The organism is Pseudomonas sp. PI1, from assembly GCF_000812405.1.
Classification (GTDB): Bacteria; Pseudomonadota; Gammaproteobacteria; order Pseudomonadales; family Pseudomonadaceae; genus Pseudomonas; species Pseudomonas citronellolis.
On sequence record NZ_JWMC01000035.1, the window covers coordinates 30,930 to 47,309 of the forward strand.

Annotated in this window: 18 protein-coding genes; 10 read left to right on the forward strand and 8 right to left on the reverse strand. The window is 69.2% G+C overall.

All coding sequences use genetic code 11. The features are described 5' to 3' along the window. The first annotated feature begins 174 nt into the window (after positions 1 to 174). The 3 genes from RN02_RS12225 (at position 175) to RN02_RS34460 (ending at position 1,058) form a co-directional block, all read left to right on the forward strand. Positions 175 to 633: a hypothetical protein gene (locus RN02_RS12225; protein ID WP_043314753.1), complete on the forward strand. Its 459-nt coding sequence runs from the start codon at positions 175 to 177 to the stop codon at positions 631 to 633. Beyond that, entirely contained in the window at positions 630 to 821 is a 192-nt protein-coding gene (locus RN02_RS12230; protein ID WP_043270763.1) for a hypothetical protein, read from the forward strand. Before RN02_RS12225 ends, RN02_RS12230 begins: the two co-directional genes overlap by 4 nt. A gap of 105 nt (positions 822 to 926) precedes the next feature. Then, a complete protein-coding gene (locus RN02_RS34460) occupies positions 927 to 1,058 on the forward strand; it encodes a hypothetical protein (protein WP_009621712.1) in 132 nt (43 codons plus the stop codon). A 374-nt stretch (positions 1,059 to 1,432) separates the two neighbouring features. Here the strand turns inward: RN02_RS34460 and def are convergent, their stop codons facing one another. Continuing rightward, positions 1,433 to 1,972, reverse strand: coding sequence for a peptide deformylase (gene def / locus RN02_RS12235; protein ID WP_043314754.1), 540 nt, complete (start codon positions 1,970 to 1,972; stop codon positions 1,433 to 1,435). 214 nt (positions 1,973 to 2,186) lie between these two features. Here def and RN02_RS12240 point away from each other — a divergent pair, with 214 nt between their 5' ends. Beyond that, positions 2,187 to 2,741, forward strand: a complete 555-nt coding sequence (locus RN02_RS12240) for a hypothetical protein (protein WP_009621708.1) — start codon at positions 2,187 to 2,189, stop codon at positions 2,739 to 2,741. An 84-nt stretch (positions 2,742 to 2,825) separates the two neighbouring features. Here the strand turns inward: RN02_RS12240 and RN02_RS12245 are convergent, their stop codons facing one another. Together RN02_RS12245 and RN02_RS12250 are read right to left on the reverse strand one after the other, a co-directional pair. After that, positions 2,826 to 3,662: a CvfB family protein gene (locus RN02_RS12245; RefSeq protein WP_009621700.1), complete on the reverse strand. Its 837-nt coding sequence runs from the start codon at positions 3,660 to 3,662 to the stop codon at positions 2,826 to 2,828. A 30-nt stretch (positions 3,663 to 3,692) separates the two neighbouring features. After that, complete coding sequence (locus RN02_RS12250) at positions 3,693 to 5,462, reverse strand: ABC transporter transmembrane domain-containing protein (RefSeq protein ID WP_043314755.1); 1,770 nt, start codon at positions 5,460 to 5,462, stop codon at positions 3,693 to 3,695. A 157-nt stretch (positions 5,463 to 5,619) separates the two neighbouring features. On the opposite strand from RN02_RS12250, the gene RN02_RS12255 reads away from it, so the two are divergent. From RN02_RS12255 to RN02_RS12265, 3 genes are all read left to right on the forward strand, one after another. Continuing rightward, the gene (locus RN02_RS12255) at positions 5,620 to 5,811 is read left to right on the forward strand and encodes a hypothetical protein (protein WP_009621696.1); all 192 of its coding nucleotides are present in this window, start codon (positions 5,620 to 5,622) and stop codon (positions 5,809 to 5,811) included. Positions 5,812 to 6,016: 205 nt separating this feature from the next. Next, positions 6,017 to 7,114 (forward strand): AI-2E family transporter, encoded by a 1,098-nt coding sequence (locus RN02_RS12260; protein ID WP_009621695.1) that lies wholly within the window; start codon positions 6,017 to 6,019, stop codon positions 7,112 to 7,114. Positions 7,115 to 7,166: 52 nt separating this feature from the next. After that, complete coding sequence (locus RN02_RS12265; protein ID WP_043314756.1) at positions 7,167 to 7,877, forward strand: rRNA pseudouridine synthase; 711 nt, start codon at positions 7,167 to 7,169, stop codon at positions 7,875 to 7,877. Positions 7,878 to 7,883: 6 nt separating this feature from the next. On the opposite strand, the gene RN02_RS12270 is transcribed toward RN02_RS12265, so the two are convergent. Then, positions 7,884 to 8,819, reverse strand: a complete 936-nt coding sequence (locus RN02_RS12270; RefSeq protein WP_043314758.1) for a p-hydroxyphenylacetate 3-hydroxylase reductase component — start codon at positions 8,817 to 8,819, stop codon at positions 7,884 to 7,886. Positions 8,820 to 8,984: 165 nt separating this feature from the next. Then, positions 8,985 to 10,154 (reverse strand): p-hydroxyphenylacetate 3-hydroxylase oxygenase component, encoded by a 1,170-nt coding sequence (locus RN02_RS12275; RefSeq protein WP_009621689.1) that lies wholly within the window; start codon positions 10,152 to 10,154, stop codon positions 8,985 to 8,987. A gap of 301 nt (positions 10,155 to 10,455) precedes the next feature. Here RN02_RS12275 and RN02_RS12280 point away from each other — a divergent pair, with 301 nt between their 5' ends. Next, a complete protein-coding gene (locus tag RN02_RS12280; RefSeq protein WP_043314759.1) occupies positions 10,456 to 11,685 on the forward strand; it encodes an MFS transporter in 1,230 nt (409 codons plus the stop codon). Between the two features lies 1 nt (position 11,686). On the opposite strand, the gene RN02_RS12285 is transcribed toward RN02_RS12280, so the two are convergent. The 3 genes from RN02_RS12285 to hpaR form a co-directional block, all read right to left on the reverse strand. Further along, a complete protein-coding gene (locus RN02_RS12285; protein ID WP_043314760.1) occupies positions 11,687 to 12,892 on the reverse strand; it encodes a Bcr/CflA family multidrug efflux MFS transporter in 1,206 nt (401 codons plus the stop codon). Positions 12,893 to 13,293: 401 nt separating this feature from the next. After that, positions 13,294 to 14,208 (reverse strand): 4-hydroxyphenylacetate catabolism regulatory protein HpaA, encoded by a 915-nt coding sequence (gene hpaA / locus RN02_RS12290; RefSeq protein WP_009621686.1) that lies wholly within the window; start codon positions 14,206 to 14,208, stop codon positions 13,294 to 13,296. A 36-nt stretch (positions 14,209 to 14,244) separates the two neighbouring features. Continuing rightward, positions 14,245 to 14,667, reverse strand: a complete 423-nt coding sequence (gene hpaR / locus RN02_RS12295; protein WP_043270783.1) for a homoprotocatechuate degradation operon regulator HpaR — start codon at positions 14,665 to 14,667, stop codon at positions 14,245 to 14,247. Between the two features lie 275 nt (positions 14,668 to 14,942). On the opposite strand from hpaR, the gene RN02_RS12300 reads away from it, so the two are divergent. Beyond that, on the forward strand, positions 14,943 to 15,608 hold the full coding sequence (locus RN02_RS12300) for a fumarylacetoacetate hydrolase family protein (RefSeq protein WP_043314761.1): 666 nt from the start codon (positions 14,943 to 14,945) through the stop codon (positions 15,606 to 15,608). Position 15,609: 1 nt separating this feature from the next. Then, positions 15,610 to 16,380, forward strand: a complete 771-nt coding sequence (locus tag RN02_RS12305; protein ID WP_043314762.1) for a fumarylacetoacetate hydrolase family protein — start codon at positions 15,610 to 15,612, stop codon at positions 16,378 to 16,380.

Sequence of the window (16,380 nt, forward strand, 5' to 3'; positions counted from 1 at the left end):
AGTCCGGCCGCGGCGCGGCCCCGTGTCGACGGTTGACCCGCCGGCGCGGCTCAAGTTCGGTCCTTGCGGGCAAGCCTAGCCACTCGTCGCGGCCAGGGGAAGTTGCGCAGGCGGCGGGCAGGTGTGGGAAATGGCCTATACACTTCAGCGCAACCACAGCCGGAGGAACCCCGCATGCCCATCCCGATGCTCCGCCCCGCCCGCCGCCTCGGCGCCACCCTGCTGCTCGCCGGCGCGGCCTTCGCCAGCCTGCAACCCCAGGCCCGGGCGGAGGACGAAGCCACTTTCCTCAAGGAGTCGGCCGCCTTCTTCGAGCAGCAGAGCAAGCAACTGCCGCTGCAGGTGGACCAGGTGACGCGCCTTGAGAACGTGCGCCTGGACACCGACAGCAAGGTGCTGCACTACCGCTACGGCATTTCCAGCATGAAGGCCGAGGGCATGCAGGCCGATGCCCTGGACAAGTTCAAGGGCGAGCAGCGCACCCGCCTGGAGCGCGCCACCTGCCAGCAGCCGGCGCTGTTGCAGCGCATCCGCGAGCACGGCATCCGCGTCGCCCACGACTACGATGGCAGCGACGGCAAGCCACTGGCGAGCATCGAGATCGATCCGCAGAAACTCCAGTGCCAGGGATGAGCCGCGCCGACTATCACCGCGAACACGCCGCCCGGGCCGAAGCCGAGGCCCGCCGGCTACTGGCCGAGCGCCAGGCCCTGGGCGGGCGCTGGCTGGCCTGGGTGGCCGGCGAACTCTACCGCCTGGGCCCGCCGCAGTACGCGGCCATGGTCCGCCGCGAGCTGGAGCGGCTCAGCGGCCAAGCCTGAAGCGCCCGGCGGGTCTATGCTGAAGAGGCACCGGCCCGCGCCCGCGGGCCGATGGAGCGCCGACCGCAGGGATGCCAGTCCTTCCCAGTCCACGAGGTTACGGTCATGAGCAAAGGTCTGAACGCCCACAAGGAAGGCAAGAAGAAGCCCCTGAAGACGGCCCACGAGAAACGCATGGCGAAGAAGCAGAAGAAATCCGGCAATGCGCTGCTCGGCAGTCACGGGCAAACGTCCTGAGAGTGCAGCTGCGGACGGCCGCTTGGGGGCGGTTGTCCGCGAATTATTCAAGGGGTCGGTGGATGGGTTGAGCGTGTGAAACCCATGCGGTTGCGCCGATGGGTATCGCTTCGCTCAACGCCATCCTACGAAAAGCCGTGCTCGCTCATGCGGTAGGAGCGGACCTTGTCCGCGATAGCCGGAGGTATCGGCGCGGATCGCGGATGAGATCCGCTCCTACGCTGCCCCAGCCGCGCCACGCCCCTGTAGGAGCGCGCCCTGCGCGCGAATCGCGGGCAGGGCCCGCTCCTACAATTCCAGGGAGCACGGGCGTAGGAGCGGACCTTGTCCGCGATTGGATTCACCGGCCACGCCAATGCCCAGGAGGCGGCCCCTCAATCATCCGCCTTCGGATCCAACCCCGGGAACAGCACCTCGGTAAAACCGAACTTGCCGAAATCCGTGATCCGCGACGGATACAGCCGGCCGATCAGGTGGTCGCACTCATGCTGCACCACCCTGGCATGGAAGCCTTCCACCGTGCGGTCGATGGGTTGCCCCTGCGGGTCCAACCCCTGGTAGCGGATGCGCTTGTAACGATTCACCGCGCCGCGCAGGCCGGGCACCGACAGGCAGCCCTCCCAGCCCTCCTCCATTTCCTCGCCCAAGGGCGTGATCAGCGGATTGAGCAGGATGGTCGGCGGCACCGCCGGCGCATCCGGATATCGCTCGCTGCGCTCGAAACCGAAGATCACCAGTTGCAGGTCCACGCCTATCTGCGGCGCGGCCAGGCCTACGCCGCCGGCGTGGTGCATGGTGTCGAACATGTCGTCGATCAGTCGTTGCAGTTCGGCGCTGCCGATCATCTGCGCCGGCACCGGCGGGGCGACGCGCAGCAAGCGTTCGTCGCCCATTTTGAGAATCTCGCGGATCATGCCCCTGGGCCCCTGGCTGGCGGTTGTGCGTGAGCTGGCATCCTCGCCCCTTGCCCGGCGCCTGGCAAGGCCCGCTACGCCCGTCGCCCCGGGGGGCCGGGAGCGTCCAGGGAGGTAAAATTCAAAGAGTGACACGTGGCGATCCGCGTGGAACTGCCGCGAATGCCGGAGCGTTCGCCGAGGGGGAGCCGGGGGACTGACCTGGAGGTGCTCCATGAACAGGCACTACTACATCAGCAACGACCTGGACGAGCTGGAGAACGTCGAGAGCGAGCTGAAGGCCAACGGCATCGCCGAGGAGCAGATGCACGTGCTCAGCGAGCAGGACGCGCAGCTCGACCAGCGCCACCTGCACGAAGTGCCGGACGTGATGCGCAAGGACCTGGTGCGCGGCGGCAAGTACGGGCTGGGCATCGGCGTCGCCCTGGCGGTCCTGGTGCTGGCGCTGGGCTACTTCGCCGGCTGGAGCGAAAGCGCCGCCGGCTGGATTCCGGTGCTGTTCCTGGCGGCCGTGCTGCTGGGCTTCAGCCTGTGGGAAGGCAGCTTCTTCGGCCTGCAACGGCCCAGCGGCGACGTGCGGCGCTTCGCGCCTTCGCTGCAGGCCGGCCGGCATGTGTTCTTCGTCGACGTGCGGGCCGACCAGGAGCCGCTGCTGGACATGGTCGTCGGCCACCACCCGCGCCTGGAAGTGGCCGGTTTCGGCGCGCCCATGCCGCGCTGGGTGCTGGCCTGGGAACAGGCCTGGCACCGCTTCAAACGCATGATGTAGCGACCGCGGCGGCCGGACCTGCCGCTGGATGATCGCGCCGAGGGCGGCCGCGGGGCTGCCGGGGGCAGTTGCGGCCCGGTGGAATCAGCGCAGCTCGATGCGGTCGTCGAGGATGGTGATCAGGCCCTGCTTGAACAGCCCGCCGATGGCTTTCTTGAAATTGCCCTTGCTCACGCCGAACTCGCGGCTGATCGCCTCCGGCGGGCTCTTGTCGGACAGCGCCAGGCTGCCGCCGGCCTCGCGCAGGGCAGCAAGGATGCGCTCGCCGAGGTCGTCGCGGGCGGCCTGGCCGACCGGCTGCAGGCTCAGGCTGATCTTGCCGTCGGCGCGCACTTCCTTGATGTAGCCCTTCTCGCGCATGCCGCTGCGGACGAACTTGAACAGTTCGTTCTTGTGGATGAGCCCCCAGTGCCTGCCGTCGATGATGGCCTTGAAGCCGAGGTCGGTGCGCTCCACCACCAGCAGGTCCACTTCCTGGCCCGCCTGGTAGTGCGCCGCGGTGTCGTCCAGATAGCGGTCCAGGCGCGCGGTGGCGGTGATGCGGCGGGTGCGCTCGTCGATGTAGCAGTACACCACGCAGTAGTCGCCGACCTGCAGCGGGCGCTTCTCTTCCGAGTGCGGCAGCAGCAGGTCCTTGGGCAGGCCCCAGTCGAGGAACAGGCCGACGCGGCTGACTTCCACCACCTTCAGGCTGGCGAAGCCGCCGACCTGCACCTTGGGCTTCAGGGTGGTGGCGATGATGCGGTCTTCGCTGTCGAGGTAGATGAAGACGTTCAGCCACTCGCCCGGCTCGGTGGGCTCGTCCTTGGGGATGTAGCGCTTGGGCAGGAGGATTTCGCCGTGGGGGCCGCCGTCGAGGAACAGGCCGATCTCGGTGTGCTTGACCACCTGCAGGGAATTGAAACGGCCGATGGCTGCCATGTGCGGGACTCCGGGGAAAAGGCGCGCATTCTACACGCTCTGCGCCTGGCCGAACTGCAATTCCGCCAGGCGTGCGTACAGTGGGTTGCCGGCCACCAGCTCGGCGTGGGTGCCCAGGGCCAGCAGGCGGCCCTGGTCGATCACGGCGATGCGGTCGGCGTTCAGCACCGTGGCCAGGCGGTGGGCGATGACCAGGGTGGTGCGCCCGCTCATCAGCTGCGGCAGGGCCTGCTGGATCAGGTGTTCGCTCTCGGCGTCCAGCGCGCTGGTGGCTTCGTCGAGCAGCAGGATGGGCGCGTCCACCAGCAGCGCGCGGGCGATCGCCAGGCGCTGGCGCTGGCCGCCGGACAGCCCCACGCCACCCTCGCCCAGGTGGGTGCGGTAGCCCTCGGGCAGGCGCTGGATGAAGTCGTCGGCATGGGCCGCGCGGGCCGCGGCGCGCAGCGCTTCGTCGCTGGCGTCGGGGCGGCCGTAGCGCAGGTTGTCGTCCACCGTGCCGTAGAACAGCGCCGGGTTCTGCGACACCAGGGCGAAGCAGCGGCGCAGGTCGGCCGGGTCGAGGCGGGTGATGGGCGTGCCGTCGATGCGGATCTCGCCCTGCTGCGGGTCGAAGAAGCGCAGCAGCAGGTCGAACAGGGTGGACTTGCCGGCGCCGGAAGGGCCGACCAGCGCCAGGGTCTCGCCGGGGCGCACGTCCAGGTCGATACCGTCGATGGCCCAGTGCTCCGGGCGCGACGGGTAGGCGAAGCGCAGACCGCGCAGCTCGATACGCCCCTCCACCCGTTCGGGCAAGCGCAGCAGCCCTTCCTGCGGCGCGACTATCTGGTTGCGCGCGCGCAGCAGCTCGGCGATGCGCTCGGCCGCCCCGGCGGCGCGTTGCAGCTCGCCCAGCACCTCGCTGAGGGTGCCGAAGGCCATGCCGACGATCAGGCTGTAGAACACGAAGGCCGCCAGCTCGCCGGGGCTGATGCGCCCGGCGATCACGTCCATGCCGCCGACCCACAGCATCACCCCCACCGCGCCCAGCACCAGCAGGATGACCACGCTGACCAGCCAGGACCGCTGCAGGATGCGCTTGCGCGCGGTGCCGAAGGCGGCTTCCACCGTGCGGCCGAAGCGCGCGCGGTCCTGGGCCTGGTGGTTGTAGGCCTGCACCGTCTTGATCTGCCCGAGGGTCTCGCCGACGTAGCTGCCGACGTCGGCCACGCGGTCCTGGCTCTGCCGCGACAGCTCGCGCACGCGGCGGCCGAACAGGAGGATGGGCGCGATCACCAGCGGCAGCGAGGCCACCACTATGCTGGTCAGCTTGGCGTTGGTGACGAACATCAGGATCACCCCGCCGGCCAGGGTCAGGGCGTTGCGCAGGGCCATGGACAGCGAGGAGCCGATCACCGTCTGCAGCAGCGTGGTGTCGGCGGTCAGCCGCGACTGGATTTCCAGCGCGCGGTTGCTCTCGTAGAAGCCCGGGTGCAGCTCGATCAGGTGGTCGAAGACGCGCTGGCGGATGTCGGCGACGAAGCGCTCGCCGATCCACGACACCAGGTAGAAGCGCACGAAGGTGCCCAGCGCCAGGCCCAGCACCAGCAGGAAGAAGATGCCGATGGAGCGGTTGAGCAGGTGCTCGGACTGGGTGACGAAGCCCTGGTCCACCAGCAGGCGGATGCCCTGCCCCAGGGACAGGGTGATGGCCGCGGTGAACAGCAGCGCCAGCAGGGCGCCAAGGGCGCGCCAGCGGTAGGGGCCGAGGAAGGCCCGGGCCAGGCGCAGGGCATTGCGCTGGCGGGACGACAGCAGAGGCATGGAGGGCTCGCAGCGACCGGGAATCGACCGAGGTTAACACCCCACCGCGGGCCCGGCGATGGCGCTGCAATGGCCCTTCGGTCGATTTTCACCCCGAAGGACGGTCATTTCCTGTACAATGGGCGGCCATTTCGCGAATGAACAGGTAATGGCAAGCATGTCCAGCAAAACCATCTCCCGCCAGAAGTCCGCCCCGAAACCCGCTGCGGCCGTGACCAGCCGCGAGGCCCTGGAAGCCCAGGTGGCCGCCTTCCTCAAGTCCGGCGGCGAGATTCAGCAAGTCGCCAAGGGCGTGACCGGCCAGCCCAACGGCGCCGCCAGCCGCCACATCAGCCTCGGCAAGAAGTAATCCCCCCGCTCCTCCCGTAGGCGCGAGCTTGCTCGCGGACCCCGCCGTTTCCGGCCCGGGCGTTCGCGAGCAAGAGCCCTGCGCACCCTCCCCCGCTACTCCTACTTTCGCTCGACATCCGGCGATTTCCCCCGCCCGACTTGCATTCCGCCGCGCACGGCCAATGCTCTGAGGAACCCCACGAGGCTTTCCAAGGAGAGATGCCATGCTGCCATCGGCGGACCGGGTGCTGTCGCGCAACCTGCTGGACGTGTTGATACGCGCCGGGCTCATCCTGTTCCTGGCGGTGTTCTGCTTCCGCATTTTCCACCCCTTTCTCGACCTGATGCTCTGGGCGCTGATCCTCGCCGTCACCCTCTACCCGCTGCAGGGCATGTTGCAGCGCGCCCTGGGCCAGCGGCCGGCCCTGGCGGCGACGCTGCTGGCGCTGGTGGGCCTGGCCCTGCTGCTGGTGCCGGTGGTGCTGATCGGCTTCTCCATCGCCGACTCGGTGGCCGACCTTGCGCACCGCTTCCAGGCCGGCGGGCTGCGCATCCCGGCGCCGCCCGAGGCGGTGGCGGGCTGGCCGCTGGTGGGGCCCTACATCTACAACGCCTGGCAGCGGCTGGCCGAGGACTTCCTCGGCGCCGCCCAGCAGGCCGCGCCGCACCTGCAGGGCGTGGCCCGCACGGTGCTGGCCAAGGCCGCCGGCGTGGGCATGGAGCTGCTGCAGTTCCTCGGCGCCTTCCTGGTGGCCTGCGTGATCATGGCCTACGGCCCGCTGGGCGCGCGCACCGCCGAGGACATCGCGGTGCGCATCTCCGGCCCCGAGCGCGGCCCGGAACTGGCGCGGCTGAGCACCGCGACCATCCGCGCGGTGGCCCAGGGCGTGGTCGGCGTGGCCTTCATCCAGACCCTGCTGCTGGGCCTGGGCTTCATCGTCATGGGCATCCCCGCCGCCGGCCTGCTGTCCCTCGGCGTGCTGCTGCTGGGCATCGTCCAGTTGCCGGTGGCGGTGATCTCGCTGCCGGCCATCGTCTACGTGTTCTGGAGCGGCGACTACGGCACCGTCAGCGCAGTGGTGTTCACCGTCTGGACGGTGCTGGCCGGGCTTTCCGACAACGTGCTCAAGCCGCTGATGCTCGGCCGCGGCGTCGCCGTGCCGATGCCGGTGATCCTCCTCGGCGCCCTGGGCGGGATGCTCACCGGCGGCATCATCGGCCTGTTCATCGGCCCGGTGGTGCTGGCCCTGGGCTTCCAGCTGTTCATGACCTGGGTGCGCGAGGGCGCCCGGCCGCCGGAAGCCGAGGACGTCTCGCCCTGAACGCCCGGCCGGGGAGTACAATGGCGGTCTTTCCCGCCGCCGACTCCCTGCCATGACCGAAACCACCCGCCTGTCCAAGCGCCTCGCCGAACTGCTGCCCTGCTCCCGCCGCGAGGCCGAGCTGTACATCGAGGGAGGCTGGGTCACGGTGGATGGCCAACCCGTCGACGAGCCGCATTTCCGCGTCGCCGAGCAGCGCGTCGAGCTGCTGCCCGGGGCCATCCCGGCGCCGATCCCGCCGGCCACCCTGCTGCTGTACAAGCCGGCCGGCCACTCCGCCGAGCAGGCCCTGGGCCTGCTGGTGGCGGCCAATCGCTGGGAAGCCGACAGCGCCGGGCAACGCCCGCTGAGCAAGCACTTCGCCCGCCAGCAGAGCACCACGCCGCTGGACGACCAGGCCAGCGGGCTGCTGGTATTCACCCAGAACTACGGCGTGCTGCACCGCCTGCAGGACGACGCGGCGACCATCGAGCACGAGTACCTGGTGGAAGTCGCCGGCAGCCTCGACGACGCCGGCCTGGCGCGCCTGCGCCACGGCCTGCTGTACCAGGGCCGGCCGCTGCCGGCGCTGAAGGTCAGCTGGCAGAACGAGACGCGCCTGCGCTTCGCCGGCAAGGGCTTCCGCCCCGGGCAGATCGCCGACATGTGCCGCCAGGTCGGCCTGAAGGTCGTGGGCATCCGCCGCCTGCGCCTGGGCGGCGTGTCCATGGGCAAGATGGAACCGGGGCAGTGGCGCTACCTGCTGCCCGGCGAGCGCTTCTGACAGCTTCTACAGCGGCTGGGCCAGGCCCCGCAGCACCGTCTTGAAGGTCTCTACCTGCTCGCTGCTGAAGCGCGAGAAGACCTTGGCCTGCTGTTCCTCGGCGATGCTCCACAGCGTCTCGGCCTGGTCGATGCCAGCGGCGGTCAGCGCGCAGCCGCCCTCGCCCACCTGCAGCAGGCCCTTGCGTTCGAGGTTGGCGCGGGCCTCCTCGATCTCCCGCAGCGGCATCGCCACCAATTGCTGCAGCGCCGTGGTGTCCAGGGCGGCGTCCTTCTCCATCACCATCAGCATGCGCGCCTCGCTGGTGCGCAGGCCGCTGGCCAGCTGCCGCGGCTGGTAGTCGGCCTGGTAGCAGCGCAGCGCCTGGGTCATCAGGTAGTAGAGGTTGTGGTTCAGGCGGCCCTGGAAGGCGGTGCGCGGCACCCCGGCCTGGGCCTCGCGCAGGCGCGGGTGCGGCAGCACGCTGGAGTACACGCCCTGGTGGTAGAGCAGCGGCGCGCGGCCCAGGTCGTCGAAGGCCAGCACGCGGCCGATGAGGATCCAGTGGTCGCCGCCGTCGAGCTTCTGCTGCAGCTCGCACTGGAAGCGCGCCGCGCAGTCCGGCAGCAGCGGCGCGCCGCCGGCGCCCTGCTCGCAGGCCACGCCGGCGAACTTGTCGGCGCTGGGCCGGGCGAACTGGTTGGACAGGTCGATCTGGTCGGCGGCCAGCACGTTCACCGCGTAGTGGCTGGCCTTGTCGAACACCGCCAGGCTGGTGGCGCGCTTGTCGATGCTCCAGAGCACCAGCGGCGGGTCGAGGGATACCGAGTTGAAGCTGTTGGCGGTCATGCCGACGCGCTCGCCGTCGGCGGCCGCGGTCATCACGGTGACGCCGGTGGCGAAGTTGCCCAGGGCACGGCGGAAGGCACGCGGGTCCAGGCCCGCTTCATCGTTCTGGTTCATGGCGGTTCCTCCGCGCCGGCGCGGGGCCGGCGGGATTGAAGAAAGTCGTTGCGATACCTTGCAGGAGCGAGGGGGACGCCTGGTTCTTGCTCGCGAACGGATTCCGCAGCGGGGTCGGTTCGCGAGCAAGCTCGCTCCTACGAAGAGCAGGCTGGGCGTGGTGGCTCAGACCATGCTCGGGTCCGGCTCCAGGCCCATCAGCTCGCGGCCGAGGATCTGCGCGCAGACGTCGTAGTCGGTGTAGGCGTGGGCGCCGGTCATGTGCGAGTCGCGGAACAGCCGCTGCATCTCGTTGCTCTCGAACCAGGCGGTGCCGCCGGCGGCCTCGAACAGGCGGTCCACGGCCTGGATGCACATCTTCACCGCGTAGGCCTGGTTGGTGCGCCAGAAGGCCAGGGTCTCGCGGCTGGGGTATTCGTGGCGCTCGCCGTGCTCGGCGTGGTCCTGCCAGGTCTTCTCGAGGAAGGCGCGGGCGGCGGCCACCTGGTGGGTGGACTCGGCCAGGCGCATCAGCGCCGGGGTGGCGGTGCCGACGCTGGCGCCGGTGTAGGCGCGCACGCGGTTGCGCGTCTTCTCCTTGAAGGCTTCCAGCATGCGCTCGGCGATGCCCAGGCCGATGGAGGCGAAGCCGCTGGCGAAGTACGGGCGGTACGGGGTGTAGAAGATCTTGCTGTAGGGGTACAGGCCGAAGCCGGCGGAGCGGCCTTCCATCATGTCCTTGGCCGCCTGGATGCGGTGGTTGGGCACGAAAGCGTCCTTCACCACCAGGGTCTTGGTGCCGCTGCCCTTCATGCCGGCGGCGTACCAGTCGTCGCGGATCTCGTAGTCGCTGCGCGGCAGCACGGCGAAGCAGTACACCTGCTCGCCCTCGGCGTTCTGCCGGCGGCAGCCGAGGATGGCCCATTCGGCGTGGTCGCTGCCGCTGCTCCAGCCCATCTCGCCGTTGAACAGGATGCCGCCCTCGACCTCCTGGATGCGCCCGAACGGCGCGATGCTGCTGCTGGCGGTGGCATCGGGGTTCTCGCCCCAGACCTCGTCCTGCAGTTGCTTGGAGAACATCGCCAGCTGGTGGCTGTGGGTGCACAGCAGGCTGAAGGCCCAGGCGGTGCTGGCGCAGGCGCCGGCCAGGGCGACCACGCAGTCGGCGAACTCGGGCAGGGAGATTTCCATGCCGCCGTAGCATTTGGGCTGGAAGGCGCGGTGCATGCCGATGCCCTTGAGCAGGGCGATGTTCTCGGCGGGCGCGGTGCGCGCCTGTTCGGCCTTGGCGGCGTTGGCGGCAATGGCGGGCAGGACGGATTTCAGGTCTTCGAGCAGGGGGTTTGGCTTTTTCATCTTGGCGGCCCTTGATTGTTATTGGAGGCGCGCCGCCGTCGCGAAGTGCTTGGCGACGGGCGGCAGGGCTCTCGTGGCGAGAGTGGCAGGGCCGATTATGGGAGCCGCCCGGCGGGGCCTTGAATGCAACTTCCGCGGACTCGATTGCACTTTTCATGGGATTTCCCGGCCCCTGGAAGCGGCGAAACCGGCGCCGGGCCAGGCGCCGCGCGGATTTCGTTAACATCTGAACGTTCTGACGGAATTTTTCCGTTATCATGACGCCCTTCCCTCATCCGCCCTCCGCCCGAGCGAGCCGCCGATGTCCGCTTCCCGTTCCTGGCCGAACAGCCTGCGCGCGCTGCGCCACCGCAACTTCCGCCTGTACTTCGCCGGCCATGCGGTCTCCACCCTCGGCACCTGGGTCCAGCAGGTGGCGCTGGCCTGGCTGGTCTACCGGCTGACCGGCTCGGCGGCGCTGCTGGGCATCACCAGTTGCGTGGCGCTGCTGCCGCAGCTGTTCATCGGCCCCCTGGCCGGGGCCTGGATCGACCGCCACGACAAGCGCCGCCTGCTGCTCGCCAGCCAGAGCCTGATGGCCCTGCAGGCCGCGGCCCTGGCCGGGCTGACCGCCAGCGGGCTGATCACCCCGGCGCTGATCGTCGGCATGTCGGCGCTGCTCGGCGTGCTCAGCGCCTTCGACACGCCGCTGCGGCAGTCGCTGCTCAGCCGCTTCGTCGACGACCGTGCTGACCTGCCCAACGCCCTGGCGCTGAACGCCTCGCTGTTCACCTGCTCGCGCTTCGTCGGCCCGCCGCTGGCCGGGCTGCTGCTGGGGCTGACCAGCGAGAGCCTGTGCTTCGCCCTCAACGCCTTGTCCTACCTGGCGCTGGTGGCCGGCCTGCTGCGGGTGCGCCTGGCGCCGGGGGTGCGCGCCAGCGGCAGCATGGGCAGCGTGTTCCGCGAGGGCCTGGACTACGCCCTGCGCACCCCGAGCGTGCGCCGGCTGATGCTCGGCGTGTTGCTGGTCAACCTCACCGCCTCCAGCTACGCGGCGCTGCTGCCGGTGTTCGCCCGCGACGTCTTCGCCGGCGATGCGCGCACCCTCGGCTGGCTGTGGGGCGCCGCCGGCTTCGGTTCGCTGCTGTCGAGCCTGTTCCTGGCGCAGCACCAGGACCCGGCGCGGCTGCCGCGGATCATCCTGCTCTCCGCCCTGGCCAGCGCCGGCGCGCTGCTGGCGTTCGCCCTCAGCCGCAATCTGCCGCTGTCGCTGGCGGCCATGGCGGTGCTGGGTTTCGGCGTCACGGTGAACAACGTCGGCACCAACATCGTCATCCAGAGCAGCGCGCCGGAAGCGCTGCGCGGCCGCGTGGTGTCGATCTACACCGCCACCCGCTTCGGCTTCGACGCCATCGGCGGCCTGCTCGCCGGGCTGCTGGCGGCGCGCTACGGCGGGCCCTGGGCGATGGCCGCGGCCGGCGCCCTGCTGCTGGCCTACTGCGCCTGGCAGGGCCTGCGCCGTACGGCGCGAAGGGAGCAGCAGCCGGCCTAGCTCAGGCCGCTTCCGCCAGGGGTTGCGGGGCGTGCCGGCGGGCCAGGAGGAAGGCCAGCAGGCAGCCGATGCCGGCGCCGCCGACCACCAGGCACATCGGCCATGGGCCGCCATCGGAAAGCGCGCCGACCAGCGCGCTGCACGCCGTGCCCAGGGCGAACTGCCCGGTCACCGCCAGCCCGGCGGCGGCCCCGGCCTCGCGCGGGAACAGCGCCAGCAGGCTGGCCACGCAGTTGGCGCCGAGCAGGCCGGTGACGCTGACGTAGAGCAGCACGCCCAGCACCAGCGCCGGCAACCCGCCCCAGCCGGTGAAGCCGCAGACCAACAGCAGCAGCCCCGCCAGCGCAGCCACGGCAGCGCCGCAGGCGAGCATCCGCTGCGGCCCGAACCGCCCCACCAGGCGCGCATTGAGGCTGGTGGCCAGGATGATGCCGGCGATGTTCAGGCTGAACAGCCAGGCATAGGCCTGCGAGGACACGCCGAAATGCTCGATGTAGACGAAGGGCGAGGCGGTGATGAAGGCGAACATGCCGCCGAACGAAAGGCCCATGCACAGCATGTAGCCCAGCGCCCTGGGCTGCAGGAGGATGCGCCCGTAGGCGTGGAACACCTGCGCCACCGACTGCCCGCGCTGCGCCGCCGGCAGGCTCTCGGGAATCCGCCACAGCACCGTGAACAGGCACAGCGCGGCAAAGGCGAAGAGCACGGCGAACACCGCGCGCCAGCCGGCGGCCTGGGCCAGCAGGCTGCCCAGCAGCGGCGCCACCAGGGTGGCGAGCATGGTCACCAGGTGCATCAGCGAAAGCACCCGCGCCGACTGCTGCAGGGGGAACAGGTCGCGCACTATGGCCCGCGCCAGCACCGAGGCCGCTGCCCCGCCCAGGGCCTGGAAGAAACGCCAGGCGATCAGCGCCGAGGCCGTGCCGGCGAACAGGCAGCCGAGGGTGGCCAGCAGATAAAGACAGATGCCGCCCAGCAGCAGGCGCCGACGGCCGAAGCGGTCCGACAGCGGCCCGTAGAACAGCATGCCCAGGCACAGGCCGGCGAGGAACAGGCTGATGGTCAACTGTACCTCGGCGGCGCTGGCGGCCAGGTCACTGGCGATCAGCGGCAGGCTGGGGAGGTAGGTGTCGATGGACAGGGGCGCGAAGGCGACCAGCGCGGCCAGGGGCAGGATCAGGCGCTGGGGGTGGGCAGGGGTGGGCATGGGCGGGTCCGGGTGGGGGCGGAGCATAAAGTTAACAAGTTAACCAAAAGACCGGAAGCCACGGGTTTCTGTCGGGGCAACGGGATGCTTTTCGTAGGAGCGAGCTTGCTCGCGAACAGCGGTGCCAGGTTCAGCAACGGAGCGGGATAGAAGTCCGTAACCCTCTCCCCAGCCCTCTCCCTGAAGGGAGAGGGGGCAGTCCGTGCCGAGATAAGTGATGGTTTCAGCCTGATATCGCCGAGGTTGCCGGCTAACACCATGACATCCAACTCTGCCCAACGGTCCCCTCTCCCTTCAGGGAGAGGGTTAGGGAGAGGGCGCTCTCAAACCCAGCCCCCATAGTCACCGACGAACCCCGTTCGCGAGCAAGCTCGCTCCTACGAAAAGCCAGCAGCACCCACCTACCGCCAGGCTTCTTCCTTGTCACCCGCCCTGCGCTGCCGGTACTCCCCCGGCGCCATCCCGGCATTGCGGGCGAAGAAGCGGCTGAAGTAGGCCGGGTCCTTGAACCCCAACTGGTAGCAGATCTCGTTCACCGAGCTGCCGCTGAACAGCAGCAGGCGCCGTGCCTCCTGCATCAGCCGTTCGTGGACCAGGCGCTTGGACGGCAGCCCGGCGACGCGCCGGCAGATGTCGTTCAGCCGCGCCTCGGTCACGCCGATGCGCTCGGCGTAGGCCGTCAGCGGCCAGTGCTCGGGGTAGTGCTGCTCGATCAGCTGGTTGAAGCGCTGGAACAGGCGCAGGTCCTCGCGGCGCATGGGCTGCGCCTTGAGCGAACGGGCCGACAGGCGCAGCAGGCTGACGAAGATCAGCCGCACCAGGTCGGCCAGGGCCAGCTCGCGGCCGGGGCGTTCGCCGCGGAACTCCTCGCGCAGCAGCTCGAACAGGCCGTCCACCCGCGCCACCTCGCCGGCGAAGGTCTCGTCCAGTTGGTCGAAGGCCACGCACACCGGGCCGATGTCCGGCCCGGCGGCCAGGCCCTGCTCCGGCGCCAGCAGCGGCCAGAGCAGTTGCTGGCGCACGGTCAGCACGTGGCCGTCGGCGTCGTTCTCGGTGACGAAGGCGTGGGGGATGGTCGGCGGGGTGAGGAAGAACAGCGGGCCCTGGCGGTGGTAGAGCTGCTCGTCGAGGTAGACGCGCACCGAGCCACTTTTGACGTAGTGCACCTGGAAGAAGCGGTCGTGGCGGTGCACCGGCATGTTGCGGCCGAAGAAGTCGGCCAGCTTGCCCAGTTCCTCGTAGTGCACCTCGGAATCGCTGTAGCGCAGGTCGTAGACCTGGCCGATGTCGATATTGGGGATGGGTGCGCGGGCCATGGCGTTACCTACCTGTATGCCGGCAGGAGCGCGGAATCAGGGCTTGATCTTCTTCAACTCATCCAGCAGCCCCAGCAATTGCTGCAGCTTGTCCTCGCCGAACTGTTCGAGGATACGCCGGTAGTTGTTCTCCATGTCGCCGCTCATGGCCACGAAGCACTGCTGGCCCTTCTCGCTCAGGCACACCAGCACGCGGCGCTGGTCGTGCTCGGACTTCCAGCGGCGCACCAGGCCGTCGCGCTCCATGCGCGCCAGCACGCCGGTCATGCTCGGCTTGAGGATGCAGGCCTGCTGCGCCAACTGGTAGATCTCCATCTCGCCCTGCTGGCGGAGGATGCGCACGATGCGCCATTGCTGCTCGGTCAGGTCGTGCTGGTTGAGCGAGGGGCGGAAGAAGGCCATGGCGGCCTCGCGGGCCTGCAGCAGGGTGAGGGTCAGGGACGGACGCGGCGTGGACATGTAGATGGGCTACTCGACTGAAAATAGGAAAGATTTTAACCAGCATAGCCCCTGCATAGGCAAACCCTGCGACGACCCGCGCGGCGCCCTGGCAGCGTCGGTCAAGGCCATGGCAGCGCCGGACAATCCCCACGCCGGCACGCCTGCTCCAATGCCCGTAGCGAAACCAGGCCCCGATGGACGAGGCTTGACCATAGTTAACATATTAACTATAACGCTAAGATGTTAACGATACCTGGGTATCCACGGCCCGGGTGAAGCAGGAGAACGAAGCCATGCGTCGCGCTATCAGCGAAGCCGCAACGGGCACCCTGTTCGGCGTCGCGCTGAACTACCAGGGCCTGTTGCACAGCCGGCTGGAGGAATTCCAGCAGCCGCCCTACCAGAAGCCGCCGGTCAAGCCGGTGCTGTTCATCAAGACGCCGAACACCCGCAACGGCGACGGCCAGGCGGTGGTCTTCCCCGCCGGCGTCGAGCGCCTGCAGCCGGGCCCGGCCCTGGGCGTGGTGCTCGGCCGCGACGCTAGCCGCGTCAGCGAGGACGAAGCCATGGCCTACGTGGCCGGCTACGTCATCGTCAATGAATTCAGCCTGCCGGAAGACAGCTACTACCGCCCGGCGGTCAAGGCCAAGTGCCGCGACGGCTTCTGCCCGCTGGGCAGCGAAGTGGTCGGCCGCGACGAGATCGCCGACCCGCACGCCCTGCCGCTGCGCCTGCTGGTCAACGGCGAAGTGCGCCAGCAGAACAGCACCGCCAACCTGGTGCGCAGCATTCCCAGGCTGATCGCCGAGATCAGCGAGTTCATGACCCTGCACGCCGGCGACGTGCTCATCACCGGCACCCCCGAGGGCCGCGTCGACGTGCAGCCGGGCGACGAGGTGGTGGTGGAGATCGAAGGTCTCGGCCGCCTGGTCAATCACGTCGTGGCGGAGGAAGCCTGAGATGAAACACGCACGCATCCGCTACCGGGGCGAAGTCCACGCAGTGACCGTGGAAGCCGACAACGCCGTGCGCCTGGCCGATGGCCGCCTGCTCGGCGAGCACGAGGTGCAGTGGCTGCCGCCGGCCGAAGGGAGCATGTTCGCCCTCGGCCTGAACTATGCCGACCACGCCGCCGAACTGGCCTTCAAGGCGCCCACCGAGCCGCTGGCGTTCATCAAGTCCAAAGGCACCTACACCGGCCACAACCAGGTCACCTGGCGCCCGGACAACGTCGCCTACATGCACTACGAGTGCGAGCTGGTGGCGGTGATCGGCAAGCCGGCGCGCAACGTCAGGCGCGAGGACGCCCTCGCCTACCTGGCCGGCTACACCGTGTGCAACGACTACGCCATCCGCGACTACCTGGAGAACTACTACCGCCCCAACCTGCGGGTGAAGAACCGCGACGCCACCACCCCGGTCGGCCCCTGGATAGTCGACGCCGCCGACGTGGCCGACCCGTCGAAGCTGAAGCTGCGCACCTGGGTCAACGGCGAGCTGAAGCAAGAAGGCACCACCGCGGACATGATCTTCGACATCCCCTACCTGATCGAATACTTCTCCAGCTTCATGACCCTGGAGCCGGGCGACATGATCGCCACCGGCACGCCGGAAGGCCTGGCCGACGTGGTGCCGGGCGATGAAGTGGTGGTGGAAGTGGAAGGCGTCGGCCGCCTGGTCAACCGCATCGTCAGCGAGGCCGAGTTCTTCGCGAACCGCGCCCGCACCTAA

Excerpts from the sequence above, each read along its gene's own strand:
- RN02_RS12225 (WP_043314753.1), top strand. The coding sequence starts at position 175 with ATGCCCATCCCGATGCTCCGCCCCGCCCGCCGCCTCGGCGCCACCCTG.
- RN02_RS12230 (WP_043270763.1), top strand. The coding sequence starts at position 630 with ATGAGCCGCGCCGACTATCACCGCGAACACGCCGCCCGGGCCGAAGCC.
- RN02_RS34460 (WP_009621712.1), top strand. The coding sequence starts at position 927 with ATGAGCAAAGGTCTGAACGCCCACAAGGAAGGCAAGAAGAAGCCCCTG.
- def (WP_043314754.1), bottom strand. The coding sequence starts at position 1,972 with ATGATCCGCGAGATTCTCAAAATGGGCGACGAACGCTTGCTGCGCGTC.
- RN02_RS12240 (WP_009621708.1), top strand. The coding sequence starts at position 2,187 with ATGAACAGGCACTACTACATCAGCAACGACCTGGACGAGCTGGAGAAC.
- RN02_RS12245 (WP_009621700.1), bottom strand. The coding sequence starts at position 3,662 with ATGGCAGCCATCGGCCGTTTCAATTCCCTGCAGGTGGTCAAGCACACC.
- RN02_RS12250 (WP_043314755.1), bottom strand. The coding sequence starts at position 5,462 with ATGCCTCTGCTGTCGTCCCGCCAGCGCAATGCCCTGCGCCTGGCCCGG.
- RN02_RS12255 (WP_009621696.1), top strand. The coding sequence starts at position 5,620 with ATGTCCAGCAAAACCATCTCCCGCCAGAAGTCCGCCCCGAAACCCGCT.
- RN02_RS12260 (WP_009621695.1), top strand. The coding sequence starts at position 6,017 with ATGCTGCCATCGGCGGACCGGGTGCTGTCGCGCAACCTGCTGGACGTG.
- RN02_RS12265 (WP_043314756.1), top strand. The coding sequence starts at position 7,167 with ATGACCGAAACCACCCGCCTGTCCAAGCGCCTCGCCGAACTGCTGCCC.
- RN02_RS12270 (WP_043314758.1), bottom strand. The coding sequence starts at position 8,819 with ATGAACCAGAACGATGAAGCGGGCCTGGACCCGCGTGCCTTCCGCCGT.
- RN02_RS12275 (WP_009621689.1), bottom strand. The coding sequence starts at position 10,154 with ATGAAAAAGCCAAACCCCCTGCTCGAAGACCTGAAATCCGTCCTGCCC.
- RN02_RS12280 (WP_043314759.1), top strand. The coding sequence starts at position 10,456 with ATGTCCGCTTCCCGTTCCTGGCCGAACAGCCTGCGCGCGCTGCGCCAC.
- RN02_RS12285 (WP_043314760.1), bottom strand. The coding sequence starts at position 12,892 with ATGCCCACCCCTGCCCACCCCCAGCGCCTGATCCTGCCCCTGGCCGCG.
- hpaA (WP_009621686.1), bottom strand. The coding sequence starts at position 14,208 with ATGGCCCGCGCACCCATCCCCAATATCGACATCGGCCAGGTCTACGAC.
- hpaR (WP_043270783.1), bottom strand. The coding sequence starts at position 14,667 with ATGTCCACGCCGCGTCCGTCCCTGACCCTCACCCTGCTGCAGGCCCGC.
- RN02_RS12300 (WP_043314761.1), top strand. The coding sequence starts at position 14,943 with ATGCGTCGCGCTATCAGCGAAGCCGCAACGGGCACCCTGTTCGGCGTC.
- RN02_RS12305 (WP_043314762.1), top strand. The coding sequence starts at position 15,610 with ATGAAACACGCACGCATCCGCTACCGGGGCGAAGTCCACGCAGTGACC.